The sequence below is a fragment of the Paenibacillus sp. BAC0078 genome, from assembly GCF_054483875.1.
In genome coordinates, this window is the sequence record NZ_JBTLRW010000009.1 from 14,241 (window position 1) to 38,544 (window position 24,304).

22 protein-coding genes are annotated in these 24,304 nt (G+C 47.8%); 16 read left to right on the top strand and 6 right to left on the bottom strand.

Features of this window, described 5'->3' with window-relative positions; genetic code table 11:
* The first annotated feature begins 16 nt into the window (after nt 1-16).
* Nucleotides 17-739: a DUF4386 domain-containing protein gene (locus tag ACX1DY_RS17555; protein ID WP_458965492.1), complete on the top strand. Its 723-nt coding sequence runs from the start codon at nt 17-19 to the stop codon at nt 737-739.
* Between the two features lie 237 nt (nt 740-976).
* Here ACX1DY_RS17555 and ACX1DY_RS17560 read toward each other — a convergent pair whose 3' ends face one another.
* Both ACX1DY_RS17560 and ACX1DY_RS17565 read right to left on the bottom strand, forming a co-directional pair.
* The gene (locus ACX1DY_RS17560) at nt 977-1,168 is read right to left on the bottom strand and encodes an aldo/keto reductase (RefSeq protein WP_458965493.1); all 192 of its coding nucleotides are present in this window, start codon (nt 1,166-1,168) and stop codon (nt 977-979) included.
* A 106-nt stretch (nt 1,169-1,274) separates the two neighbouring features.
* Complete coding sequence (locus ACX1DY_RS17565; RefSeq protein WP_458965699.1) at nt 1,275-1,745, bottom strand: MarR family winged helix-turn-helix transcriptional regulator; 471 nt, start codon at nt 1,743-1,745, stop codon at nt 1,275-1,277.
* A gap of 469 nt (nt 1,746-2,214) precedes the next feature.
* On the opposite strand from ACX1DY_RS17565, the gene ACX1DY_RS17570 reads away from it, so the two are divergent.
* Both ACX1DY_RS17570 and ACX1DY_RS17575 read left to right on the top strand, forming a co-directional pair.
* Nucleotides 2,215-2,595, top strand: a complete 381-nt coding sequence (locus tag ACX1DY_RS17570; protein WP_458965494.1) for a hypothetical protein — start codon at nt 2,215-2,217, stop codon at nt 2,593-2,595.
* 543 nt (nt 2,596-3,138) lie between these two features.
* Nucleotides 3,139-4,395, top strand: coding sequence for an acyltransferase family protein (locus tag ACX1DY_RS17575; protein ID WP_458965495.1), 1,257 nt, complete (start codon nt 3,139-3,141; stop codon nt 4,393-4,395).
* A gap of 35 nt (nt 4,396-4,430) precedes the next feature.
* Here the strand turns inward: ACX1DY_RS17575 and ACX1DY_RS17580 are convergent, their stop codons facing one another.
* Both ACX1DY_RS17580 and ACX1DY_RS17585 read right to left on the bottom strand, forming a co-directional pair.
* Nucleotides 4,431-5,147, bottom strand: coding sequence for a YetF domain-containing protein (locus ACX1DY_RS17580; RefSeq protein ID WP_458965496.1), 717 nt, complete (start codon nt 5,145-5,147; stop codon nt 4,431-4,433).
* A gap of 123 nt (nt 5,148-5,270) precedes the next feature.
* Nucleotides 5,271-5,765: a MarR family winged helix-turn-helix transcriptional regulator gene (locus ACX1DY_RS17585; protein ID WP_458965700.1), complete on the bottom strand. Its 495-nt coding sequence runs from the start codon at nt 5,763-5,765 to the stop codon at nt 5,271-5,273.
* A 329-nt stretch (nt 5,766-6,094) separates the two neighbouring features.
* On the opposite strand from ACX1DY_RS17585, the gene ACX1DY_RS17590 reads away from it, so the two are divergent.
* Nucleotides 6,095-7,066, top strand: coding sequence for an aldo/keto reductase (locus ACX1DY_RS17590; protein ID WP_458965497.1), 972 nt, complete (start codon nt 6,095-6,097; stop codon nt 7,064-7,066).
* Between the two features lie 168 nt (nt 7,067-7,234).
* Here the strand turns inward: ACX1DY_RS17590 and ACX1DY_RS17595 are convergent, their stop codons facing one another.
* On the bottom strand, nt 7,235-7,846 hold the full coding sequence (locus ACX1DY_RS17595) for a TetR/AcrR family transcriptional regulator (RefSeq protein WP_458965498.1): 612 nt from the start codon (nt 7,844-7,846) through the stop codon (nt 7,235-7,237).
* Nucleotides 7,847-8,022: 176 nt separating this feature from the next.
* On the opposite strand from ACX1DY_RS17595, the gene ACX1DY_RS17600 reads away from it, so the two are divergent.
* Nucleotides 8,023-8,598 (top strand): cysteine hydrolase family protein, encoded by a 576-nt coding sequence (locus tag ACX1DY_RS17600; protein ID WP_458965499.1) that lies wholly within the window; start codon nt 8,023-8,025, stop codon nt 8,596-8,598.
* 45 nt (nt 8,599-8,643) lie between these two features.
* On the opposite strand, the gene ACX1DY_RS17605 is transcribed toward ACX1DY_RS17600, so the two are convergent.
* Nucleotides 8,644-9,726 (bottom strand): substrate-binding domain-containing protein, encoded by a 1,083-nt coding sequence (locus ACX1DY_RS17605; RefSeq protein WP_458965500.1) that lies wholly within the window; start codon nt 9,724-9,726, stop codon nt 8,644-8,646.
* Nucleotides 9,727-10,226: 500 nt separating this feature from the next.
* Between ACX1DY_RS17605 and ACX1DY_RS17610 the strand changes: the two genes are divergently transcribed.
* The 11 genes from ACX1DY_RS17610 (at nt 10,227) to ACX1DY_RS17660 (ending at nt 24,293) form a co-directional block, all read left to right on the top strand.
* Complete coding sequence (locus ACX1DY_RS17610; protein ID WP_458965501.1) at nt 10,227-11,840, top strand: xylulokinase; 1,614 nt, start codon at nt 10,227-10,229, stop codon at nt 11,838-11,840.
* A gap of 1 nt (nt 11,841) precedes the next feature.
* A complete protein-coding gene (locus tag ACX1DY_RS17615) occupies nt 11,842-12,537 on the top strand; it encodes an L-ribulose-5-phosphate 4-epimerase (RefSeq protein ID WP_458965502.1) in 696 nt (231 codons plus the stop codon).
* A gap of 33 nt (nt 12,538-12,570) precedes the next feature.
* Nucleotides 12,571-13,995 carry an L-arabinose isomerase gene (gene araA / locus ACX1DY_RS17620; protein WP_458965503.1) on the top strand — a complete coding sequence of 475 codons (1,425 nt, stop codon included), beginning with the start codon at nt 12,571-12,573 and terminating at the stop codon, nt 13,993-13,995.
* A gap of 226 nt (nt 13,996-14,221) precedes the next feature.
* On the top strand, nt 14,222-15,160 hold the full coding sequence (locus ACX1DY_RS17625) for a phosphotransferase (RefSeq protein ID WP_458965701.1): 939 nt from the start codon (nt 14,222-14,224) through the stop codon (nt 15,158-15,160).
* A gap of 216 nt (nt 15,161-15,376) precedes the next feature.
* Nucleotides 15,377-16,420, top strand: a complete 1,044-nt coding sequence (locus ACX1DY_RS17630; protein ID WP_458965504.1) for a zinc-dependent alcohol dehydrogenase — start codon at nt 15,377-15,379, stop codon at nt 16,418-16,420.
* Between the two features lie 133 nt (nt 16,421-16,553).
* Nucleotides 16,554-18,491 (top strand): alpha-amylase family protein, encoded by a 1,938-nt coding sequence (locus ACX1DY_RS17635; RefSeq protein WP_458965505.1) that lies wholly within the window; start codon nt 16,554-16,556, stop codon nt 18,489-18,491.
* Nucleotides 18,492-18,677: 186 nt separating this feature from the next.
* Entirely contained in the window at nt 18,678-19,814 is a 1,137-nt protein-coding gene (locus tag ACX1DY_RS17640; RefSeq protein WP_458965506.1) for a sugar ABC transporter substrate-binding protein, read from the top strand.
* A 20-nt stretch (nt 19,815-19,834) separates the two neighbouring features.
* Entirely contained in the window at nt 19,835-20,494 is a 660-nt protein-coding gene (locus ACX1DY_RS17645; RefSeq protein ID WP_458965507.1) for a dihydrofolate reductase family protein, read from the top strand.
* A 42-nt stretch (nt 20,495-20,536) separates the two neighbouring features.
* The gene (locus ACX1DY_RS17650; RefSeq protein WP_458965508.1) at nt 20,537-21,901 is read left to right on the top strand and encodes an MATE family efflux transporter; all 1,365 of its coding nucleotides are present in this window, start codon (nt 20,537-20,539) and stop codon (nt 21,899-21,901) included.
* 288 nt (nt 21,902-22,189) lie between these two features.
* Nucleotides 22,190-22,732: a MarR family winged helix-turn-helix transcriptional regulator gene (locus ACX1DY_RS17655; RefSeq protein WP_458965509.1), complete on the top strand. Its 543-nt coding sequence runs from the start codon at nt 22,190-22,192 to the stop codon at nt 22,730-22,732.
* Nucleotides 22,733-22,838: 106 nt separating this feature from the next.
* On the top strand, nt 22,839-24,293 hold the full coding sequence (locus ACX1DY_RS17660; RefSeq protein ID WP_458965510.1) for an aryl-sulfate sulfotransferase: 1,455 nt from the start codon (nt 22,839-22,841) through the stop codon (nt 24,291-24,293).
* The last annotated feature ends 11 nt before the right edge of the window (nt 24,294-24,304 follow it).

Consider the following 24,304-nt stretch of genomic DNA (forward strand, 5'->3'; position numbering starts at 1 on the left):
TTAGGAGGCAAAAAAGATGACGCGAGACCGAAGGAATGCAAGGATACTGGGGATTTTTTATATCCTTGCTGCAGTGACGTCAATCATAGCGGTTGTTTTTTATGGGCCGGTTTTGTCAGAACAATGGCAGATGGCCGTGGCAAATGGATCGGAAACGAAGGTGTTAATCGGTGTATTGAATGACCTCTTGCTTGTGGTAACGGCTGTTGGTACGGCAGTCATGCTGTTTCCCTACGTTCGGCATTGGAATGAGCATCTTGCATTAGGGTATCTTTGTTTTCGATTTATGGAAGCTGTTTTTATTGCGATAGGTCTCGTAAGCATATTGGGTTTGTTACAACTTAGTTCGTATTATGATACAACTAACTTAGCAAGTAATACCAATTTTGATCCTATAGGGCTGCTGCTGCAGGCGATTTATGGCTGGACGGCGATGTTGGGTCCAAATTTCATGTTGGGCCTAAATACTAGTCTGTATAGTTATTTGCTTTATCGAACAGGCTATGTGCCTAAACCGTTAGCGATTTTCGGAATGATTACAGCGGTTATGGTATTTTTGGCTGGTTTGCTGCAAATGTTTGGGATCATCGGACCCTATTCGGCGGTAAAAGGATTGATGGCGCTTCCTGTGGGCGTTTACGAGATGAGCTTTGCAGCCTGGTTAATTGTGAAGGGATTTCATGGGGAGAACCTTGCTAAATTGAGAGCAAAAACAGCTTCTTCGTCTTTAGTAAAATAATCGAAAGTTCTTTGATCGGGAGACAAAATTGCCGTAATAGGGGATTTGGTGCTCTCAAAACATCACCCGATTTTGACTTATGCAAATCCTCAGGAATGGCTGAATATTTTGGAGCAGGTCGAAATTAACGAAGAGTATTCATAGCAGGGCTTGCCGAAAATCAAAAAGCCCCTACAGCGTTTTTGCTGTGAAAGGGGCTGGTTCAAAAACGGCCGGACGTCGAGTCATACTTAAGTTTTATTTGCTCATTTTGTTTGCTATCTCAGCCGGATAGCGATCACCGGATATCTTGATTTTTGACAGCGCGATGTCCAATTGGCTTAGCTCTTCAGGGTTAAGCTTAACTTCGGCCGCTCCAAGATTCTCTTCCAGCCGCTCCGATTTACTTGTGCCGGGAATCGGAACAATCCATGGTTTCTGAGCAAGCACCCAAGCCAAGCGACTTGAGCGGGCGTTGCCTCTTTCTCCGCGGCAAGGATTTGGCGGAAGGGGCCAGTTCAATTAACGTTCAACTTATCTGCTTCAAAAAATGCGGTCATGGCGTCGGGGCATTACAAGACGCTGCAGGCCCTTTTTTTGTTCTTTCCGCCAGCTTCGTAATCGACTCAATGTCCAGATCGGTTAATTGATCCAGAAAATGTGTACGTATGGCCATGGAGACGATGGGACGGGCATCATCTAATGCTGATTTTCCAATGGGAGTGATGCTGACTTGAACACCGCGATCTGCGTCTATTGGCTTCCTCATCACAAGCCTGCGTTTTTCCATCCGCGTCAGATGATGTGACAATCGGCTCTTATCCCAGTCCATGGATTCGGCCAGCTCCTGTTGGCGAAGGCTGCCGTCCCCCAGAAGGTCTAACCGATCCAATACCCCATAATCGCCCTCGGATAGTCCGGTGTGCTCGGACATCTCTTTAATTACGCGACCGAAGATGCTGTGAAAGGAGCCTTTCCACTTATACCATAATTGAATTTCTTCTTCGTTCAGTTTGCTCTTATCCATGGGAATATAATAGCATGGTTGACGTGTCAACTTCAATATGCTAGATTTGCTTTATGTTGACGTGTCAACCTAAGCTGATATTGAGAAGATCAAGAAAGGAACATCTATTATGAAAATGAACGTAAGTACGCCTACTCCAGTCATCTCGGTAAAGCCGGAAAGGATGGCCCTAAAACTTGCCGTTACAGACAGCGCGTGAACCGTATCATAAGTAGCGGCAAGTTTCCGTCTTCTGTTTGAAGCAATAAGCATTATGCTACAAAATGATGATTACCTTTAAGGGACTTTTGCCGGTCTCCGGTGGGTCTTTCGTATGGTCGAAAAAGCGGCCGGCTGAGACTATACGACGATTATTGCGAATATGCGGCCTGGAATGTTGTCATGGCGGGGACTGCCGGGTAATAGAGATGATTAGAACTTTCGATTGGCTGGATTCGGCTTGGGAGCCAAGGAAACGGAGGGACAAATCATGGCGGCACAGACAGTATCAGGAATCAGCCCAGTACAAGCCACTGCAGCTTACGGCGGCACAGAGAGCGATGTCAGTTCCCTGGAGGAGCAGCGAAACCGGCTGATGATTGAGCTGGACAAGGTGAATGCGGCGCAGGGTAGCGAGATGCAGACTCCTTATCTCCGGGAGCAGCTGCAGCGGAAAATCCGGCTGCTGGAGACCCAATTGGTGCAGAAAAGCGGGAGCAGCACCCCAGTCAATTTTGTACCGGCTTCTCCGCTTCAAGACCATCTCCCGCTCTGGCGGACTGAAGGAAAGGGAGGCCTTAAAGGCATCGGTCTTACCGATCCCCGGACGGCGACGGTGAACTCGGAGGGCCATTTCGACGCGTTGATTTAGAACAGACAGCGAAGGTACGGAAAACCCGGTAATGAACCGGCTTTTCCGTACCTTTTTGCTTTTAGAGGCGGCGGTGTATCAATTCTACTGTACTAAACTATCCAGAATGTAGCTGCCCATTTCAATTAATTGCGGTTCTTTCATATGAATGAGCGCCGGGTGTTTTTCCATCTCAGCCAATTTTCCCTGAAACGCAAAAAGAATTCCATTGATCTTCCACCAAAGTCCGTATTAATAGCGTCTGGTTCAATTAGCTTTACTTTGATTTATATATCGAGTCAATAGTTGAATGATACAATTTTGGATTTCGGTCTTTGAATTTTTTTGTATTGAATAATATGAGCGTTGAAGGATTTTTCTGTGATTTATTGAAAGATATAGTACCTGAAATCAATGTACAGCGCCATTGCGAATGGGAGTAGTGTACATACGGCTGCGGTGTTCCAGGCATCAGTTCCCCTGTTCAGTTCGACGGCCCTTTCGTTGTCTACGCGGATGCTCATCCGTTCGGGAAATCATTTGGGAAAAGAGGGAATTGAGCTGATGTCAACGCTTCGGTTAGGCAGTACCCGATTAACAGGAGCAGATGGCGTTCGTGCTATTGCTTGCCTGTCCGTCATCCTGCATCATTTGTCACAACGGCTGGCGATGCCCGCACAAAAGCCTTGGCTTCAAGAAGTGCAGTCGGTTTTCTTGCTTGGGAACAGCGGGGTGAGCTTGTTTTTCGTGTTAAGCGGATTTTTGTTGTCGTTTCCCTTTTGGAGCGCTTACTTGGAAAATGAGCCGTATCCAAGTATCCGAACGTATGCAGTGCGTCGTGCTGCGAGAATTATGCCTGGCTTCTATGTTTCATTCCTGGTTTGTCTATTGCTCGTATGGAGGCTGGACATTCCTACGCAGTTCTTGTGGCGGCGAATCCTAACGGGTTTCACGTTTACGGCGGGCTTCCACTATACAACGTTTTTTCCGTCCGACTTGAATGGGCCATTCTGGTCGATTAGCTTCGAGGTGTTTTGCTACATGCTTATGCCTTTGTTTATGGCTTTATTGTTTATGCTCAGCAAGCGGCGTTCGTTCGGAAAAGCGATCTTGTTCTGGGTTGTAGCGTTTGGATTGGTGCTTGTCGCCAACTCGCTCGTACATCAGTGGTTTACGCCTAGCGAGACGGGCCGGGGTTGGAGATTTGGTCAGCTTGGCGGTGCAAAATACTGGATGCCGAATTACAATCCGGTCGGGTTCTTCGGCCACTTCACCATCGGCATCCTGGCGGCGGGCGTAACGACAGCAATCATGCGGTGCGGCACAGCGATCGAGCGGTTGCGCAAATTTGGGTTGTTCGATGCAATCGGGGCAGTCGCTTTGGGGCTTGCCGGCTTGCTGCTCTGGCGAATGCGCCACCGGGGCGAATTTGACTTCAGCTTTCAGCAGCAACCGTACTACTTCCCGGCTTATGCCATTTTGTTCGGAGTCGTGTTGTTGTCGGCACCGTTCAGCGTGATATTAGGGCGCTGGCTTGATAACCGCTTTTTCCGGTTTACCGCAAAAATTTCGTTCGGCCTGTATATTTGGCACTATTTGTTCATTACGTTAATCGAAAAGTACGGCATAAAGGATTATCACCAATCCGGGATTGATGACGTGTGGCGATGGCTCGGCATCAGTGTATCCGTCGTCGTAATCTCGTATGCGGCGGCGGTGATCTCTTATTATGTCATAGAGCAGCCGTTCATCAATTGGTCGAAAGGCAAGCCGTTCTTTCGGCGCAAGCGGAGGGATACACACTCGGTTAAAGCCGCATAGGTTAGATTTCATTTAGCAGTCTACAAAGAAAATACTCAAGTAGTCGCTACCGGGTCTATTTCCGGGATCGAATCCTGATATTTGTCGATATACAGCGTCCCGTCCAATTGGAGCTCTGCGTAAAATACTTGATCTATAGAATGAATGTTGGCTTTCTTTAATTGCTGGTTGAGCCAGACCACGGAGACATCTATTTTTCTGAGGTTTTTTTCTACGATTTTACCATCAACAATAAGCTCAGTCGGGATTCTGCGAATAGGCGAAATGGTTGCTTTTATATCTTTTTTTGTTGCAGGCAGCAGCTCTTCTTTTTTCAACACGCTGAGCTGACCGTCAGGCTCCAGAATTGCAATTTCAACTTCTTCGGGTGAGAAGACATCCTTGTTCCGAAGCAGCATGCTTAAATCGTCGATGTTGAGGTGCTGCTTAGCCAATGCCTTTTCCAGAATCTTTCCTTGTTTGACGAGAATCGTAGGCTGGCCGTCGAGAATCTCACGCGCTTTGACGGAGCGCAATCCGATGAGTGCAATAATGAACGCCAAGAGCGACCATAAGACCAGGCTAGATATTCCTTGCAGCAGCGTGATGTGTCTGTTGACGATAATCTCGGCAGTCGTGGAGCCGAAGGTGATCCCTGTAACATAATTGAAAAACGTTAGATGTCCGACTTGTTTTTTACCGAGCAGACGCGTCAAAACGAGTAGAGCAACGAAAGACGTTGCCGTACGAAATAGAATTTCTCCATACGTCATGTGCCGAGGCTCCTTGCATAACAGATAGCTTTATATTGGCCTTTGTTTCCATCGCTTATACCTGTTTAGTGAAAGCATGTACACCACCAAAAAAGCGATCAAGGCAACAGGGAATACCTGGGGCTACGATCGCTTTTTTGTTCTCTCCGACAGTTTAGTAATCGACTCAATGTCTTGATCGGTTAATAGATCTAGAAAATGCTTGCGTATTGACTTTGAGACTATGGGAAGGGCCTCATCCAAGGCTGACTTTCCGGCCGAAGTAATGATGACTTGAACACCGCGATCTGTGTCTAGTGGTTTCCTCAGAACGAGACCGCGTTTTTCCATCCGCGTTAGATGGTGTGATAGCCGGCTCTTATCCCAGTCCATTGAGTCAGCTAATTCATGTTGGCGGAGCTTACCATTCCCAAATTGGACTAAACGGTCTAGTACTCCAAAATCACCCTCTGATAGTCCCGTGTGGTCAGACATCTCCTTTACAACACGACCGAAGATTCGTTTAAAGGAGCCTTTCCACATATTCCATATGTGCATTTCGTCTTCGTTTAGTTCGCTCATATTCATGCAAATATAATACCGCGGTTGACATATCAACCACAAGGTGCTAAAGTGCATACAGGTTGATGTGTCAACCGGAGCGAGATCTGATAAATACAAGGTTGATATGTCAACCTAATATTTGAGGTACATGATCGACCATCAAGTACACAAGAAAGGAGTTCATGCCTATGCATGATAAACCCGTTGCCTTGGTCACCGGAGTCAATCAAGGAATTGTTCTTCAAATTTTCGCAGGATCTCGCTACGGACTGACGGGCACGTTTTCAAATGCGAGACTTCAGTTCCGTTGTTGAAGCAGCTTCGAACACGGGATCGGTGTCGAGATATAAGACAACCTGAAGGCGTGGAAACCTTCCAAATATACTTAAGGAGCGTGTTATCAAATGAAGTATGTAAAACTTGGACGCAGCGGATTAGAGGTTTCAAAGTTAAGCCTTGGAACCATGAGCTTTGGAGTACCTGAACGCGGCAATACCCCATGGTCGCTGGATGAGGAGAAAAGCAGACCCATTATTAAAAAGGCACTCGAATTGGGCATCAACTTTTTCAGTAGTGCTAATATGTATTCTGACGGAACGAGTGAAGAAATTCTCGGGCGTGCTTTAAAGGATTTTGCTCGTCGTGACGAAGTCGTCATCAGTACAAAGGTATTTGTTCCAATGCGCAAAGGCACAAATGCAACGGGGCTTTCCCGCAAAGCCATCATGACCGAAATTGATAATAGCCTAAAACGGCTTGGGACAGACTATGTTGATCTGTACCAGATCCATCGTTGGGATCCTAATACGCCTATTGAGGAGACAATGGAGGCTCTTCACGATTTAGTTAAGGGGGGCAAGGTCAGATATATCGGAGCATCCTCCATGTTGGCATGGCAATTTGCGAAAGCTCAGCATGTCGCAGAGCGCAACGACTGGACACGATTTGTTTCTATGGAAAATAGACTTAACTTGCTCTATCGGGAAGAAGAAAGAGAAATGATCCCCCTTTGTAAAGATGAGGGTGTTGGCATCACTCCTTACCTTCCTTTGGCTGCAGGACGGTTAACCCGGGATTGGAATGAGCAGACCTCGCGATCCGAGAATGACCAAGTAGCAAAGGCGTTGTTTATTAAAACGGAAGAGGCTGATCGCATAGTCGCGAAAAGAGCTGCTGAGGTTGCCGCTAACCGAGGAATTCCGCGCGCACAAATTGCACTTGCATGGCTGCTGCAAAAGGAGGAGGTCACGGCACCGATTATCGGTTCGACCAAAATCAGCCATCTCGAAGATGCAATTTCGGCGTTATCGGTTAAATTGACGTCTGAAGAAATTACCAGTTTAGAAGAGCTGTATATACCACATCCACTCGTATAAATTTGACGCAGATAGGACGTGAATGGGCATCGATATTATTCTGAGTCGACATCTTCACCAATGATCGATTCTGTATTCGAAGTTCTATGGATTGAATGTGAAATCTCCACGTAATTTTCTATACGGAACTTCGCCTTAACCGCTTGCGATCCCGGGAGCAGCAAGCGGTTATTTGGCATTCCCGCGAAGGCCGTCGCATAGAATCGACACGGCGCGGTCCGGGAAAGTTTCGCCGTCTCCGGCTGCCTGCAAGATGCCGGTAAGCAGGATTTTGATATCCTCAATGCTCGCATCAGCCCGGACGGAGCCGCTTTGTTGGGCGCGGCCGAGAAGATTGTCAATTCCCCGCCAAAAGTCCCTCGCAACCTCCGAACGCCCACCGTTATTCAGTCTGCTAACAAGGGCATCGGTTATCACCTTGTTTGCAATCCCCTCACGTATAATTTTTGCAAAATAATGAAAGAACGCCTCACCCGGATCGTCGTGGTACAGCAATTGATTTGCTTCTTCGATAAGACGCGATTTGTGGCTGACAATGACGGCTCCGAACAAATCCTCCTTGGTCGGGAAATGCCGGTAAACAGTACCTACGCCTACACCGGCACGCCGGGCGATTTCATCCATCGAAACGGAGACGCCTTCGGTCGTAAACACCTTATGGGCAACCTGGAGAAGCTTATCTCGATTTCTTATGGCATCTGCACGCAATGCCTTCACGGGAGGCGTGACGACGGATTCTGTAGTGTCACTGCTTCCAACTGAAATTTTCTTTTTGGACATCTTGGGATAACACCTCATTGTAAATAGTACATCACCAGCGGTTGATTGACAAACGGAGAGGATTCTCCGTATAATTTTAAACGGAGGTATACCTCCGTTTATGATGAGATTGAAATTTGCAATTGATTCAAGTGATTCAAGCGTGTCCACTTCGAGGAAAAGGAGTTAAATAACACATGCACAATTCGCCGGGCAAAAGCGCACTATTGATCATGGATATGCAAAACAGCGTCGTATCGCGGTTCGTAGACAATGAGAAGGCATTGCTTCCGTTCCAAAAGGCTATTGAAGCTGCACGCAGTCACGCTATTGCCGTGATTTATGTACGGGTCGCGTTCCGTGCCGGTTATCCTGAGATTAGCTCCAGAAACAAAATGTTCGCGGAAATTGCCAGCCGGGCGGGAACAGCGGCGGCCCCGGAAGCGGCGATGCAAATAAGCGAATCCGTTCAGCCCCGGCCGGACGAACCCATTGTGACCAAGGTTCGGGTGAGCGCGTTCGCCGGAAGTGATCTTGAGGTGATCCTCCGGTCCCGCCAGATCGACACGCTCATTCTTAGCGGCATCTCCACAAGCGGGGTCGTTCTATCGACCTTGCGTGAAGCGGCAGATAAAGATTTTGCCCTTACGGTGCTTTCCGATGCCTGTATTGATGCCGACCCCGAGGTTCATCGCGTTCTAACCGAGAAAGTGTTCCCCCGTCAGGCAGAGGTGGTAACTGTCGATGCGTGGGCAGATTCTTTATCTAATTAACGGGAAAGCCCCTGCAGCAGCCGAAGCTCTGCAGGGGCTTTCTCCCTATCTCGCTTTCACAGTCTCCCCTTCAACCAAAACAGGTTGATAATAGGTGCTGTTTCGTAAATCCTTCTTTCCCTGCAGTTTCTTAATGACCCAATCGGCGGCGTCGCGTCCCATTTGCTCCTGGGGGTGGGTCAAGGTCGTTAGCTTGATGTTCGCATTTTTGGCAATATAAGAATTATCCTGACCAATAATAGATAAGTCTTCTGGAACGGATAGCTCAAGTTGTCTGCACACATTTACGACCTCAAGCCCTACCTCGTCGTTATAGCAGACAATTCCGGTTAACGTGTCTCTATTTTCGGTCAGAAATTTCTTTAGGTTGGTGGACAGGTCCTGCTTCGTCTCGGTATCGAAGGAGAGCACCTGCTCGGGATGAAACCGTAATTTGGCTTCTCCAAGAGCTTTGATATACCCCTTCATTCGATATTTCCCTTGTAAATCATCCATTTTGGCAATAATCCCAATTTGGGTATGTCCTTTCGAAATCAATTCTTTGGTCGCCAGATAGCTGGACTGTACATCATCCAGACAAAAGAAAGGAACCTCCAACTCTTCATAATAAGCATTGATCATGATGAAAGGGACCTCCTGCTCCTTGAATGACAGGTAGTAAGCGATATTCGGATTATATAGATTGCTTTTCGTAGGTTCAATAATTAGACCATCCACGCCAAAGGACAGCATCATTTCCAAGGCTTTCTTTTCTTGCGCAACATCATTATTGGTGCTGGCTAATAGCAACGAATAGTTATCCTCATTCAATCGGCCTTCAATCCCGCGGATAATGGAGGGAAAGATGTAATCCGAAATGTAGGTCGTGATCACACCGATGGTCCGATTATTGGGATTCCCGCCGGATTTGGATCGGAACTGGTTGCTGACATAAGTGCCTGATCCTTTTTCACTTCTTAGAAAGCCCTCGTTCGACAGCTCTAAAATGGCCTTCCGCACTGTCTGCCGGCTTACTTGATACATCTCCTGCAAAGCGGATTCTGTAGGGATTTGTTCACCTACGCTATACGTTCCTGAAAGAATATTGCTTTTTATATCTTCAAGGATAACCTGATATTTTGGTTTCATTGTACTCACTTCCTCCAAAGTTGTTCTAATACTAATTGACTCACCCACAATATTTGTATGTACATATCATAACATGCTTATGAACTTATTATAATCCTTTGTTTTCTATGTAAATTGAACCATAGATTTTCATATGGGGGTCTGGTCGTAACTGCGGGGAATGTTTGGACTTCCGGCCGCTGCCCGCCTGCAGATTTCTTGATTTATACCGCTCTTCGCGGTGGAAATCCGCAGACAAAGGCGGACGCGTTCGCTCCTCCAGTTCCAAACTTCCCCTCCGTCACTTCTGCCCTTTTTATGTTTTCTTTAGTTCAACTTATATATGTATAAACAGTATAAGGAAAGCATAGAATTGTCTATTGTAAAATTTGTAGGCATATCTGCTATTCTGTATTGACAAATGTACGAACAAAAAATATACTAAGGCTGTCAATAAGGGAAAGCGCCTTCTTTCGATTATAGGTGTTAAAACAGTTGTCATAGAGGGGAGTAACGTGATTATGGATCAGAACATTAAGCAAGCGATTACTAAGGGAGAAACCTCACTTGGTATCGAATTTGGATCCACACGTATCAAGGCAGTACTGATTGATCAGCGTTTTGAGACGATCGCATCTGGAAGCTATGAGTGGGAAAATCTTTTGGTAGACGGGTATTGGACGTACAACTTAGCGGAGATTATCAAGGGTCTGCAAGAGGCCTATAGTGAAATGAAGCAAGAGGTTGAACGGAAATATGGAGTCACCATCCGAACCATTGGTTCGATCGGATTTTCTGCAATGATGCACGGGTATATGGCGTTTGACAGCACGGGCGAGCTGCTTGTTCCGTTTCGGACGTGGCGTAATGCAACAACCGGCGCTGCCGCTAAAGAATTAACGGATAAATTCCAATTCAACATCCCTGAACGGTGGAGTATTGCCCATCTGTATCAAGCCATACTAAACAAAGAGCAGCATGTGCCTCGTATTGAATTTGTTACGACTTTAGCCGGTTTCATTCACTGGCTGCTGACTGGCAATAAGGCCATCGGTGTCGGAGATGCTTCGGGTATGTTCCCGATAGATGAAGCCACACAAGATTACAATGAAGCGATGGTTAAGCAGTTTGAGGAACTCATTGCGGCTAAAGGCTACTCCTTGAAGCTGAAGGATATTCTCCCTAAGGTCTATACCGCCGGCGAGCAGGCAGGGGTATTAACCGCAACCGGAGCAAAAATTCTGGATCAATCTGAAAACCTGCAGCCAGGCATTCCGCTTTGTCCTCCGGAAGGCGATGCCGGAACAGGGATGGTTGCCACGAATAGCGTGAGAAAACGGACCGGCAATATCTCCGTAGGAACTTCGGTTTTTGCCATGATTGTATTAGAGAACGAACTTTCAACCGTATATCCTGAAATCGACATGGTAACCACTCCAAACGGCAGCCCGGTCGGCATGGTTCATGCCAACAACTGCTCAAGCGATATCAACGCCTGGCTGGGCTTGTTCCGTGAATTTTCTGAAGCAGCGGGACAAAAGGTGGATACGGCTCATTTATACAGTGTTATGTTCAACAAGGCTTTGGAAGCAGACCCGGATGGCGGCGGCTTGCTTAGCTACGGGTATTTCTCAGGCGAAAATATCACCGGAATCGAAAAAGGCCGGCCGCTGTTTGTCCGCTCACCTGAGAGTAACTTCAATTTGGCCAATTTCATGCGGACTCATCTTTTCACGGCTTTTGCTGCTTTGAAAATCGGAATGGATATTTTGACAAAGAAAGAAAACGTCGCAATTGACAGCATTCTGGCTCACGGCGGTTTGTTTAAAACCCCTATCGTTGGACAAAAAATTGTTGCAGCAGCGCTCAATGTCCCTGTTTCCGTTATGGCAACAGCCGGAGAAGGCGGGGCATGGGGAATGGCTATTCTCGCTTCTTACATGATGAACAAAGATGGACAGGAACGTCTGGACGACTTCCTCGACGCCAAAGTTTTCAGCAATGTTGAGGGCCAAGAAATATACCCGGATGGTTCTGACGTTAAAGGCTTTGAAACCTTTATGGAACGGTACACCAAAGGTTTGGCGATTGAGCAGGCTGCTGTAGATAATCTAGTGGAGAACTGGAGGGATTAATGTGTTAGAGCGGTTGAAAGAAGAAGTATACCAGGCCAATCTGGACCTGCCAAAGCATGGACTCGTCAAATATACATGGGGCAATGTGAGCGCGGTTGACCGTGAGAGCAGCTTGTTCGTAATCAAGCCTAGCGGCGTGGATTATGAGAAGATGAAGCCGAGCGACATGGTAGTTGTCGATTTTGACGGCAATGTGGTTGAGGGAGAAATGAGACCTTCCTCCGATACACCGACCCATGCTGTGCTATACAAGCATTATTCCCAGATCGGCGGCATCGTGCACACGCATTCGACTTGGGCGACTGTCTGGGCTCAGGCCGGACTTGATGTTCCTGTAATGGGGACTACTCATGCCGACACCTTCTATGGCTCTGTACCATGTGCCCGGTTCTTGACCCAGGAGGAGATTGACCGCGGTTATGAAGCAGAGACCGGACGTGTCATCATCGAAACTTTTGAGCAGCGGGGCTTGGATGTTATGGCAGTTCCCGGTGTCCTGCTCAAGGGTCATGCTCCATTCACCTGGGGCAAAGATGCCAAATCTGCAGTAATGAACAGCGTCGTGTTGGAAGAAGTTTCGAAAATGAATTTGTTCGCACGGGAATTAAATCATTTTGCCGAAGAATTGCCGCAGCGGATCTTGGATAAACACTATTTGCGGAAACATGGGAAAGACGCCTACTACGGGCAGAAATAATACAAACTATCAAAAGAGAAGAGGATGAGCATCATGTCAACAGTAAGTGCCAAACAATTCTGGTTTGTCGTAGGATCGCAGCATCTTTATGGAGAAGAAGCACTGGGAGAAGTTAAGGCCCATGCTCAGGCTATGACCGATGCACTCAATAATAGCGGTGTTCTGCCTTACCCGCTTGTACTGCAGGACTTGGCTGTCAGCGCAGATAAAATCACCTCCATCATGAAAGAAGTTAACTATCGTGACGAGGTTGCCGGTGTCATCACCTGGATGCATACCTTCTCCCCGGCAAAAATGTGGATTCGCGGAACGAAATTATTGCAGAAGCCTTTGCTGCATCTGGCAACCCAATACAATGAGAGCATCCCTTGGGCAACGATTGATATGGACTTCATGAACCTTAACCAGGCAGCTCATGGCGACCGGGAATATGGTTTCATCAATGCCCGTCTGCAGAAACAAAATAAAGTGGTAGTAGGCTACTGGGAACGTGCTGAAGTACAGAAGCAAATTGCGGATTGGATGGACGTAGCAGTTGCTTATAACGAAAGCTTTAACATTAAGGTTGCCCGCTTCGGCGACAACATGCGCAACGTCGGCGTTACTGAAGGGGATAAGGTTGAAGCCCAAATTCAATTCGGCTGGACCGTTGACTATTTCGGCATTGGAGACCTTGTTCAGTACGTGAACGCGGTTACGGAAGAAGAAATTAATGCTTTGTTTGCGGAATATGCAAAGCTTTATGAATTTGACTACGGCACTTACAGCAAGGAAGCTTGGGAAGCTAGCGTCAAGGTTCAGGCAAGTTATGAAATCGCCCTGAAACGCTTCCTGGATAACGGCGGCTACAATGCCTTCACTTCAAACTTTGAGGACCTGCACGGCATGAAGCAGCTTCCGGGCCTTGCGGTGCAACGTTTGATGGCACAGGGATATGGCTTCGCCGGTGAAGGCGACTGGAAGACCGCTGCACTCGACCGCTTGATGAAAGTGATGAGCCATAACCTGAATACAGGCTTCATGGAAGACTACACTTATGAAATGGCTGCAGGTCAGGAAGCCATTCTGCAATCCCATATGCTTGAGGTAGATCCAAGCCTTGCAAGCAACAAACCAAAAGTCATCGTATCTCCGCTGGGTATTGGCGACCGTGAAGATCCGGCCCGCCTGGTGTTTGACGGCAAAGCAGGAGAAGGCGTAGTTGTATCCATGGCTGACTTCGGCACTCATTACAAGCTGCTGATCAACGAAGTTACGGCATTTGAACCTACGGTTCCAGCTCCTAAGCTTCCAGTGGCCCGCGTATTGTGGAAAGTTAAGCCTAACTTCCAGGATGGAGTTAAGGCCTGGATCGAGAACGGCGGCGGCCATCATACCGTTGTTTCCTTGAACTTGACGACAGACCAAATTGTTACCTATGCCAAGCTGGTTAATCTGGAATACGTTATTATCAAGTAATCAGAATACAATCATAAAAAAACAGCCTTTGGAATGATTCCAAAGGCTGTTTTGTATGGCTATTTTTTTCAAGACCTTATTCAACATCATAACAGAGACCGAAGAAACAGTCTATATTTTTGCCTGGGATTATAATACAGTGAGGTAGCCGGCAATAAAAGAAGAAATGGAGTGTTATTCCTTGGAATCTTGTTGTCACCTCGATCCTGCCAGTCTGCAGGAGTATATAGTTAAGGTGTTTGGTGCGGGCTACTCAATCGCAAATGTTGTGAAAATGCATGGTGGTGCACAAAAGGTGGTCTACAAGATAGACTGCACTAATGGATTTTCCTGCGTTATGTATGTGTGGGATCTTACGATGAATTATTTTCAAGAGGAAATAGCTAATAATCATATAAATGCCCAATCCTTCGGTAGTGAATTATTTGAGATAAACAACAGGTATTTAATTGAACATTCCATTCAAACCCCTGTTCTTTATGATTTGAATAAGGAAAGAAATCGCTACACTTTCGACTACGCTCTTGTTGAGTATGTAGCGGGCCAGAAGGCTGAAGATTATTTCCACCATTCCGATCTGCGGGTTAAAGATGAGGTTTTTCAGCAGTTGGGGGATATGATTGCCGGCATGCACGCGGGCGAAAGAAGTACTTACGGGAAGGCCAATCATAGCGGGAACAACACGGGGCAATGCCATCTTGCCCAATTGGAAAATGCAAAATTGCAGTTATTCTATGCTTCCCGGCATATTGACAGCATCAGAGAAAATCATAGCAAGCTGCTTGATAAACTGCACGAGCTTGAATCGGGAATTGAGCCTAGAAGCCGTTATGGATTTATACATGGGGAGCTGGGTCCTGATCATGTTTTGGTCACAGATCATTTGGAGCCCATCTTAATTGATATAGACGGAGCCGAGTTCTTTGATATTGAGCATGAACACAGCTTTCTGGAGTTTCGCTTTGGGGATTTCTACCGGTATTTGAAGCAGGATAACCTCGATCCGAACAGGATGTTATTTTATAAATTCCATCACCATCTTTCCTTGATTTCAGGCGGTTTGAAGCTGATTCATCGCGGGTATCCGGATCAACAGCTTGCCAAGGATATCGCTGACTATAACTGTAAATGTGCTCTGGAATTTATCAAACCGGCATTTATCTAAAAAATTTAACCCGATCAACGTATGAAAGTGTTGATTGGGTTTTTGTTGTTGTTTGCCTAATTTCCTGTAAATATATGGTATGCCGGTGAAAATTACAAATCATTAACATTCATCGACAACATTCACCTTACTTCGACTTATGCGGTGTGGTATATTCTGGGTGAATATTAAGCACTTTTTCTCGAATCTATAAAAAAATAGAAGGGAAGAACGTATGTGGAAGCACTGGTGTGGACATCCAACCACCGGCTGGAGCTGTGCGAATGTGAAGAGCCGCTGATTACAGCTCCAGATGAGGTCAAGATTCGGATTGAGATGACAGGGGTTTGCGGAACGGATCTGGCGGTCATAACCGGTAAAGAGGAGGGAGTTCCAGGGATCATTCGCGGTCATGAGGCTGTAGGGACTGTAATCGAAATCGGCAGTAAGGTTGACCGCCTTAAGGTGGGGGACCGCGTAGTTATTGATCCGAATCTAAGCTGCGGCGAATGTTATTTTTGCCTGAAGAAACAGCCGCACCTGTGTACGGGTACCGACGGCAAGGGGATGCCTATTGCGGGTTTGAACCGAAATGGGACGTTCACTTTTTTTTACTCTACTGCACAAACGTTTGCACACCTTCTCCCGGATCATATGAGCTGGGAAGCAGGGGTTTTGATTGAGCCGCTAGCCTGTGTGCTGCACAATTTCAAAGAAGCTAACGTATCAGCAGATGATAAGGTACTCGTTATCGGGTCGGGTCCGATGGGACTGCTCAGTCAAATTGTTAGCAAATCAAAAGCGGCGCTCACCGTTGCGACGGAAATCAATCCATATCGGCTGGCCTTTGCCAGAGGATTTTCAGATTATGCACTAACACCGTCCCAATTAGATCAAGCTGTCGTAGACGAGATCTGCTCAGGTCATAAGTTTGATCTGATTATCGACACGGTGGGTACTCAGCTCGAAGTGGCAGAGAGATGGATTGAGCGTGGGGGCCGCATCATTCCTTTTGGAATTAATGCGAAGTACCAGTATACCTTTTCTCCTACCAAATTCGTACAGAATGCCATCAAAATTATCGGAGCAGGCGAATACCGCTACATGTTCGAGGAGGCTTTGCGGTTTGCCGCTGAGACCCCGGAGCTGGAGAAGCTGGTAACCAGAAAAGTTAAGCTCAATCAATATGAAACAGCAATTAACGAGCTAATCGGCTATGAATTGAACTCTTTGAAGGTGGTTAGGAGTGAAACCGTCAAGACGGTTTTTGTTCAAATATAAGAATTTATATGTTTCACACTATAAATTATCCTTATATTTCTCGCTGAAACGGATACCGTCCTTTTAAGGACGGCGTAGCCGTTTCCACTTGCCTAAACATAGAACTACAATCAACGAGAGGTGGCACCTGCCAATGAGTAAAGACAGCAATTTTAGACTTGTTCAGGATTACCTGTCTGCACACAAAGATAAGGATATAGAGCCGATCTGGATACCTGCTGTGTGGAACGAGTGCCAATATGAGCGTGTTCTTTCCGAAAAAGACGGTGAGATTTGTGTACATCCGTATGATTTTATGACGGAGCACTTCAATTACTTGGACAAGCTTTCATGGAGGTATTCGCTCAAGGAACGTACGGATCTGGACGACAGCGCGATCTATTCCACGCTAATTCGCTATTCGACTGCTTGGGACTATAACCATGACGGAACAATCGAATCAGGTACTTTTTTAAGGTTCTGCATTCTTCTGCCGCTGCTGAAAAAGATGGGGATCAATATTCTGTACATGCTTCCGGTTAACCAGTACAGCAAATTGAACCTGAAGGGGGATATCGGATCACCTTACGCGGTGCAATCGTTATTCCACTTAGACCAGAACCTGCACGACAGCCTATTGGACGGCATGAAGCAGTTCACGATTCACGATGAGCTCAGCGCCTTGGTCGAAGCCTGCCATTTGCTTGATATAAAGACAGTCCTTGATTTCATTCCCCGGGTAACGGCGAAAAACAGTGAGTTCATTACCGAACACCCGGATTGGGTGTACTGGATCAAAACTGAGGCATTGGAGGGCTTTGCGCCGCCTCCGGTTCCTGAGCTTGGATTTTTTGAGGAGTGTACGCCTGACAAGCTGGAGACGGTCTACCGCAGCCAAGAAACCGCAGCGTTCCTTCGGAAGTTTTCACTGCCGCCAAATGAACTTCATCCGGTCCTTTGGCAGCAATTAAAGGAAAAGGCTGCTAAAACCGGGGAGGAACTATTAACCTTGGTGGAGCAAGAAATGGGGATAACGACTGCTCCGGCGCATTCGGATTGGATTAATGATGTGCAGCCGGTTTGGACAGATATTACGTTCTTGCGCCTCTACAAGGATGTTTCTCCTCAAGTGAGACATCTTATAAGTCCAGATCAAGCGCCCTATGTCCTTTTTGATACGATCAAATGTAACTATTATCCGGGAGATGAGCCGAATCTTGAGCTGTGGGACGTTCTGGAGCAGGTTGTACGGTTCAATCTCGAAAGGTACGGGATTGACGGCTTCCGCATCGACATCGGACATGTGCTGCCTACGCCGCTCTTGACCCGAATTTTTGACACGATTAAAGAGATCAATCCGAATGCGATCTTGATCAGCGAAGACTTGTTCAACCGCAACCACAAGAAGGCGGCGAGCACCGGCTATAACATTATGCTTGGCAGCGGATGGAACGTCATGACGCAAATTACGAAGGAGAATCTCGTTTCATTCCTAGAGGAGCTGCCTGAGCTGTGTATTCATGTGTTTGCCTGCGCAGAAACGGCCGATACTCCCCGGATCACGAGCCGAGGCGGTGTCGAGGTTGCCCGTATGATCGCGGTATTTAATCAATTTCTTCCGAACGCGATTCCATACGTGACAACCGGCTATGAAATGAATGAGGAGCAGCCCCTCAACTGCGGTCTTGGAGACAATACGAACGGAGAGGATATCGCGCGCGCTTTTTTTAATGTCATGCAAATTAATTGGACCAATCCTGCACCAATGCTGCCGCTGCTGGCTGAGTTAAGTGAATTCAAGAAGGATTGGCCCCAGCTGGTCAAGCCGGAAAACTTCTTTGTGGCTCAATCCCCGGAAGGTACTGTGCTATATGGGTATCTGCATGGAGATCAGACGCTGCTGTGCTGCTTTAACTTGAGTTCTGATGCTTGCCACGTCGATTTGAGAGCTGCCGTACCCGGACGATGCCCAATGACCGTGACACTGGATAGTTCCTTAACGGGCGGCAGTGTGGGGCAGACCCTCGACAGCCTGCTGCTTGCGCCGAATCAAGCTCTAGTGCTCGTAAATGATATTAGACAAGCCATATAAGTTGAACGAAAGAAAATATAAAAAGGGCCGAAGTGACGGAGGGGAAGTTTGGAACTGGAGGAGCGGTAATAATCAAGAAATCTGCAGACAACAGCGGCCGGAAGTCCAAACATTCCCCGCAGTTACGACCAGTACCTAATATGAACATCTAAAGTTCAACTTATCAGTTAAGGGAGAGAAGCTGCGATGGAAAAGAACAAAAAAGAAATCGTGTTATGGCATGAGTTTGACGGTCCGGGAGATACCTCTATTGAAGTGCTGGAGGGAATTTGCAAGCTGTATACGGAACGATTTGGCGTACAAATTACACCACAAGTGATGAACATTTCGGAGCTGACTGCGGGGTTGAACCGAATTAAGGATACCCATAAAGGTCCCCACCTGGCGATGGTTCCCGCCGATATGTCCTCCTACGTCCAGAATGGCCTTTACTCCGAAGTGCCGGTAGGGTTGTTAGACGATGTGCTGAGTGAAGGCGCCCTTTCAACGATGCAAATGGATGGCGTTCAGTATGGTACCCCGGTACTTCGGGGCAACCATCTGGTTGTGTATTACAATCAGGAGATTTATGCCAGTGCGCCGACGACCTGGGATATGTTCGAGGAGGCAGCAGAGAAGCTGTCCGCTCAAGGCATTGTGCCTCTCGGGGCAGATTTGCAGCAGGGCTATTGGTTTATTCCGTTCCTCACGGCTTTCGGCGGTTGGCCTGTAAAGAACGGAAAGCCGGATATCATCACCCCTGAAATGAAGGAGGCGCTTCAGTTCATCCGCGACAAGATGGATCAAGGCGTGCTCGTCAGTCTCGACGGCTCCACAGATTTGCTAGAGCAGTTCATTGACGGTAAGATCGGCGCCATTATTTGCGGCGAGTGGATTTATAACCACCTGGACAAGCATATGGGTAACAAGCTTGCCGTTTGCCAGCTTCCGGTCATAGAAGGCCGGCAATCGCTGTCGATGTCATCTTCCATCGGCCTGATTTACCCGAACCATTCGTTAACGTCCGGGGAGCGGGAGGATATCCTGTCGTTCACGCGTTTTATGCTGAGTGATGAATGCCAAACCATGTGGACGCTCGATGTGCAGCGGATTCCGGCTCAGGAAGAGGTGCTGAACCGTCTGGCTGTCTCTGCTGCGCCTAACAAAAAAACGATTTTGTCGCTTTTAGATCATGCACGCCCAATGCCAACTAATCCTTTCATGATCCATGTATGGGAAGCGATGAATGCGGGCCTGACTGAGCTGCCCTTGAGTAATCCTGAACAAGCGTTAACAAAAATGGAACAGACCATCCATGAAGCTTCACGCGCATTTCAAAGCTAATAAGAGACGGAGGAAGAGAAATGAAAACAACGATATTCAGCCAAATTTCGATTGACGGAAAGCTAACTATGGGGGCCGGTAATTCGAGTAAAGAGCTTTTTTCTTTGTTTTCCAGTGAAGATATCGAGTTCATCCATCTATTCCGGGGAAATGTGCAGGGCATTATGGTTGGTAAAAATACGATCCTGACAGACAATCCGTTTCTTACTAACCGGTATGAGGAGAACAAAAATCCAATCCGCATCATTCCGACGACGACCCTTGACATTCCGCTGGATAGCAATGTGCTCTCGGATGAGGGGAAGACGATTATCGTCACGACCGAGAAAGGGCGGGACGAGGGCAAAATCAAGCAGATCCGGGAAAGAGGGAAGGAGTGCCTTATCTGCGGCGAGGATAAAGTAGATTTCGTGGAGCTTGAGCGGCAATTGGAGGACAACTATGGGATTACCAGCATCATGGTAGAAGGCGGCGGCTTTTTGAACTGGCATATTTTTAATCAGGATATCGTTGATGAAATTATTCTGATGCAGCTCCCAATCATCATCGGAGGCGCTTCGAACATTACTTTAGTGGATGGAGACGGGTATCAGCAATTGTGCTTTACCAAAAAGTTCAAGGTTGTAGAGATCCAGCCCAAGGATAACTACACACTCATGCGCTATAAAAAAGTGATATGACATTCATTGTGAAATCAAGAATATGGGGGTTATGAAAAATTCATGCTTGAGAAGGATAATTTCTATAAAAGTGTGTATAAAATCGCTGTACCGGTTACGCTTCAAAGCTTGCTGATGGCACTCCTCAATTTGACGGATCAAATGATGGTCGGACAGCTTGGAGACGTGGCGATTGCCTCGGTCGGGATGTCTACGAAAATATACGGGATCATCGCAGTTGTGCTGGCCGGTCTATCAACGGGGGTATCCATTTATGCTGCCCAGTTTTGGGGGAACAAGGATACCAAAAGTGTATCCCAGGTGCTGGGTCTCGGCCTGCTCGTCGGCTTTGTGTTTTCGTTCCTGTTCTCAGCGGCTGTCTTCATCGACTCACCGCTTTTTCTGAGTATGTTCACCACAGATGCGAATGTAATAGACGATGGGCATATTTTCTTGAGATTCATGTCACTTGGCTTCGTGCCTGTCATGTTTACGATGATGTATTCCGCGATTTTACGCAGTACCGGACATGCCAAATGGCCGATGTATGTAAGCTTAATTACAGTTGGTTTGAATATTATCCTGAACTACGTGCTTATTTTCGGCCACTTCGGCTCTCCTGAGCTTGGTCTGAAGGGCTCGGCCATAGCTACTCTTATTTCCAGGGTTTTTGAATGTTTGTTGATCATCGGCGCTGTGTACCGGTATCGTTTACCGGGGGCTGTCGGGCTAAAGAACTTGTTTATTATTCCTAAACCGCTCATCCGCAAGTTTTTTGGAACGACCTATCCGCTGCTGTTGACTGAATTGATCTGGGTACTCGGCGAAACAGCATATGCGATCATCTACAGCCGCATGGGAACGATGGAGATGACTGCGATGACCATTACATTCCCGCTGCAAGGGCTGTGCATCGGTTTGTTGTCAGGTTTGTCCAGTGCAGCCGGAGTACTGGTTGGCAACCGTTTAGGCGCGAACGAAACCGACATCGCACTCGATCACGCGAAGAAATTCATCCGCCTTGGCATCGTGATCTCTCTGATCGTCGGGGGCATTATTGCGGCAGGCTCGAAGCTGTATGTCTCTGCATTCAACATCTCCGAGGATGCGAAACAAATGGGTGTCTATATTGTGATCGTGTTCGCTGGATTTCTGTGGGTCAAAGTATCCAATATGATTATAGCCGGCGGCATTCTGAACAGCGGGGGAGACAGCAAGTTCGTGTTCGTTATGGAATCGACCGCAACATGGCTGATAGGTGTCCCATCCGGACTGCTGCTGTCGTACGTTTGGAAGCAGCCTGTGTACCTTGTATATCTCGTCATATCGCTTGAGGAGGTTGTCCGCTTTGGCTTCGGCTACGCCCGGATTTATTCCCGCAAGTGGATGCGAAATTTAGTTAGCGATTTGACGGAAAAAGCGATGTGAGAAGTGAGTGAGGCTGTTCCTGAGCGAAAATGCTGAGGGACGGCCTCTAAATTATAAATACTTACTTGACAGGTAGGAATAAAAGGATATATGATTACTGCAATCCTTCACTGCTAATTAAATGAACAGTGAAATAATAACCGTGAAAATAATGACTGAGCTGATTGGACCGCCAAAGGCTCCCGTGTATATCCCGCATAAGGGGATGTTCCGGGGGTCTTTTTGTGGTTCAAAGGTGTTACGCCTTGTTGTATAGAGTATCTGATTACTGGAAAGCAGGGGAAACGAATGGATGATAAGCAGTGGGAGCGATTGGAGGAAGCGGATGATCTGTTCCGCAGAATGGTGCGGAGATTCGTGAAGGAGCGTGACCGGGTAAGCGTGGAGGGTATTGCTCTACCGGGCATGCTGATTCTGCAAAAAATTATCCGTGACGGGGAACAGCGTCTCGGCGATCTCGCGGAGCAGCTGGATTTCACCTCAGGCGCCATAACAGCGCTGAGCGATAAGCTGGAGTCGGGTGGATACACGGTGCGCAGACGCAAGGAGAATGACCGGCGCACGGTGCTGCTCGATATTACGGCGAAAGGACGGGAGATGGTTGCGCGCAACGGCAACATCGGGGCCCGATGTATTACGCTTCTGTTCGAGGGATTTACGGCAGAGGAACTGGAGCAGCAGGCTCGCTTCTATGAGCGGATTATCGGCAATCTGGAAGGATTCTCGGAGACGCTGCTCAAGCTGGCGGAGCAAAATGCCGAGCCGCCCCTTCTGCAGACCCTTGAACAGAAGCCACGCGCAAGTGTGAAGAAGAACTATCTCAGCTACTGAAATGGAAGCCTATGCTTACAAAACTTATGCGTAGCTTCCGAAGCGAGTTTTGTACGAAGTGAAATCAAGGAAGCCTATGCTTACAAAACTTTGAGGAGGATGAATCATGGGACATTCAACCGTATATCCAACAGGAGCAACGGTATACAATCCCGGCAAAGCGTGGAGCGGCTACACCGTATTCCAGGCGGGCGACGAGGGGGTTGTGCTGATTGATATGAGCGGCAAGGAGGTGCATTTGTGGCAGGGGCTGATCGGGTTTCCGGCCAAAATCCTTCCTGGCGGCTATGTGCTCGGTAGCACGGGACGAAGAGATCCGAAGTTTGGGATTCAGGATAATGTCGATCTGGTGCAGGTTGATTGGGAAGGCAATGTGGTCTGGAAATATAACAGCTACGAGCATATCGAGGACCCCGGCTATGAACCGCTATGGTATGCGCGCCAGCATCATGATTACCAGCGGGAGGGCAATCCGGTCGGTTACTATGCTCCCGGCCTTGAACCTTCAGCTAACAGTGGTAAAACATTGATTCTAGCCCATAAGAATTTGCATAATCACCAGATTTCCGACAAGCAACTGCTGGATGACACGATCATTGAAGTGGACTGGGAGGGCAACATTGTCTGGGAGTGGGCGGCCAGTGACCATTTTGATGAGCTGGGTTTTGACGAGGCGGCGCGCAATGTCCTGTTCCGCGATCCGAACACCCGCTCCTTCGGTGATCTGGGCGGCGGCGTAGGCGACTGGCTGCATATTAATTCGGCTTCGTATGTGGGACCGAACAAATTCTATGATAACGGAGATGAGCGTTTCCATCCCGACAACATTATCTGGGACGCCCGGGAGGCGAATATTATCGCCATCACTGACAAGCAGACCGGGGCTATTGTCTGGCGGCTGGGACCGGACTACTCGCTGCCTGAAGTGAAGCATATCGACTGGATTATCGGCCAGCATCACGCGCACATTATTCCGAAGGGGCTGCCGGGCGAAGGCAATCTGCTGGTGTTCGACAACGGCGGCTGGGGCGGGTATGGCCTGCCGAATCCTTCTTCACCTTTTGGGCAAAAGAATGCGTTGCGCGACCACTCCCGGGTGCTGGAAATCAATCCGGTAACGCTGGATATTGAATGGCAGTATACCTCGGCAGAGGCGGGGTTCTCTGTTCCGACCGATTCCTATAAATTCTACAGTCCATATATCAGTTCAGCCCAGCGGCTTCCGAACGGCAATACGCTGATTACCGAAGGCTCGAATGGCCGCTTGTTCGAAGTGACGGCAGAGCATGAGCTGGTGTGGGAGTATATCTCCCCTTACACCGACCGCAGAAATACGAATATGGTCTACCGTTCCTACCGCGTGCCTTATGCCTGGGTACCGCAACTGGCGAAGCCGCAGGAAAATGCCATTGAGCCGATAGAAGTATCCACCTTCAGAGTGCCGGGAGCCGCGCCGAAAGGCTCAGATTCTGTGGTTAATGTAGCAACAACGCTGCCGTTCATGGAGGGAGCTGCTTGTGTGGCTACTGCGGATGAGGGCGGCGGCCGGAGAAACAGCTAGCGAAATTCATA

Excerpts from the sequence above, each read along its gene's own strand:
- ACX1DY_RS17555 (WP_458965492.1), top strand. The coding sequence starts at position 17 with ATGACGCGAGACCGAAGGAATGCAAGGATACTGGGGATTTTTTATATC.
- ACX1DY_RS17565 (WP_458965699.1), bottom strand. The coding sequence starts at position 1,745 with ATGGATAAGAGCAAACTGAACGAAGAAGAAATTCAATTATGGTATAAG.
- ACX1DY_RS17570 (WP_458965494.1), top strand. The coding sequence starts at position 2,215 with ATGGCGGCACAGACAGTATCAGGAATCAGCCCAGTACAAGCCACTGCA.
- ACX1DY_RS17575 (WP_458965495.1), top strand. The coding sequence starts at position 3,139 with ATGTCAACGCTTCGGTTAGGCAGTACCCGATTAACAGGAGCAGATGGC.
- ACX1DY_RS17580 (WP_458965496.1), bottom strand. The coding sequence starts at position 5,147 with ATGACGTATGGAGAAATTCTATTTCGTACGGCAACGTCTTTCGTTGCT.
- ACX1DY_RS17585 (WP_458965700.1), bottom strand. The coding sequence starts at position 5,765 with ATGCACTTTAGCACCTTGTGGTTGATATGTCAACCGCGGTATTATATT.
- ACX1DY_RS17590 (WP_458965497.1), top strand. The coding sequence starts at position 6,095 with ATGAAGTATGTAAAACTTGGACGCAGCGGATTAGAGGTTTCAAAGTTA.
- ACX1DY_RS17595 (WP_458965498.1), bottom strand. The coding sequence starts at position 7,846 with ATGTCCAAAAAGAAAATTTCAGTTGGAAGCAGTGACACTACAGAATCC.
- ACX1DY_RS17600 (WP_458965499.1), top strand. The coding sequence starts at position 8,023 with ATGCACAATTCGCCGGGCAAAAGCGCACTATTGATCATGGATATGCAA.
- ACX1DY_RS17605 (WP_458965500.1), bottom strand. The coding sequence starts at position 9,726 with ATGAAACCAAAATATCAGGTTATCCTTGAAGATATAAAAAGCAATATT.
- ACX1DY_RS17610 (WP_458965501.1), top strand. The coding sequence starts at position 10,227 with ATGGATCAGAACATTAAGCAAGCGATTACTAAGGGAGAAACCTCACTT.
- araA (WP_458965503.1), top strand. The coding sequence starts at position 12,571 with ATGTCAACAGTAAGTGCCAAACAATTCTGGTTTGTCGTAGGATCGCAG.
- ACX1DY_RS17635 (WP_458965505.1), top strand. The coding sequence starts at position 16,554 with ATGAGTAAAGACAGCAATTTTAGACTTGTTCAGGATTACCTGTCTGCA.
- ACX1DY_RS17640 (WP_458965506.1), top strand. The coding sequence starts at position 18,678 with ATGGAAAAGAACAAAAAAGAAATCGTGTTATGGCATGAGTTTGACGGT.
- ACX1DY_RS17645 (WP_458965507.1), top strand. The coding sequence starts at position 19,835 with ATGAAAACAACGATATTCAGCCAAATTTCGATTGACGGAAAGCTAACT.
- ACX1DY_RS17650 (WP_458965508.1), top strand. The coding sequence starts at position 20,537 with ATGCTTGAGAAGGATAATTTCTATAAAAGTGTGTATAAAATCGCTGTA.
- ACX1DY_RS17655 (WP_458965509.1), top strand. The coding sequence starts at position 22,190 with ATGGATGATAAGCAGTGGGAGCGATTGGAGGAAGCGGATGATCTGTTC.
- ACX1DY_RS17660 (WP_458965510.1), top strand. The coding sequence starts at position 22,839 with ATGGGACATTCAACCGTATATCCAACAGGAGCAACGGTATACAATCCC.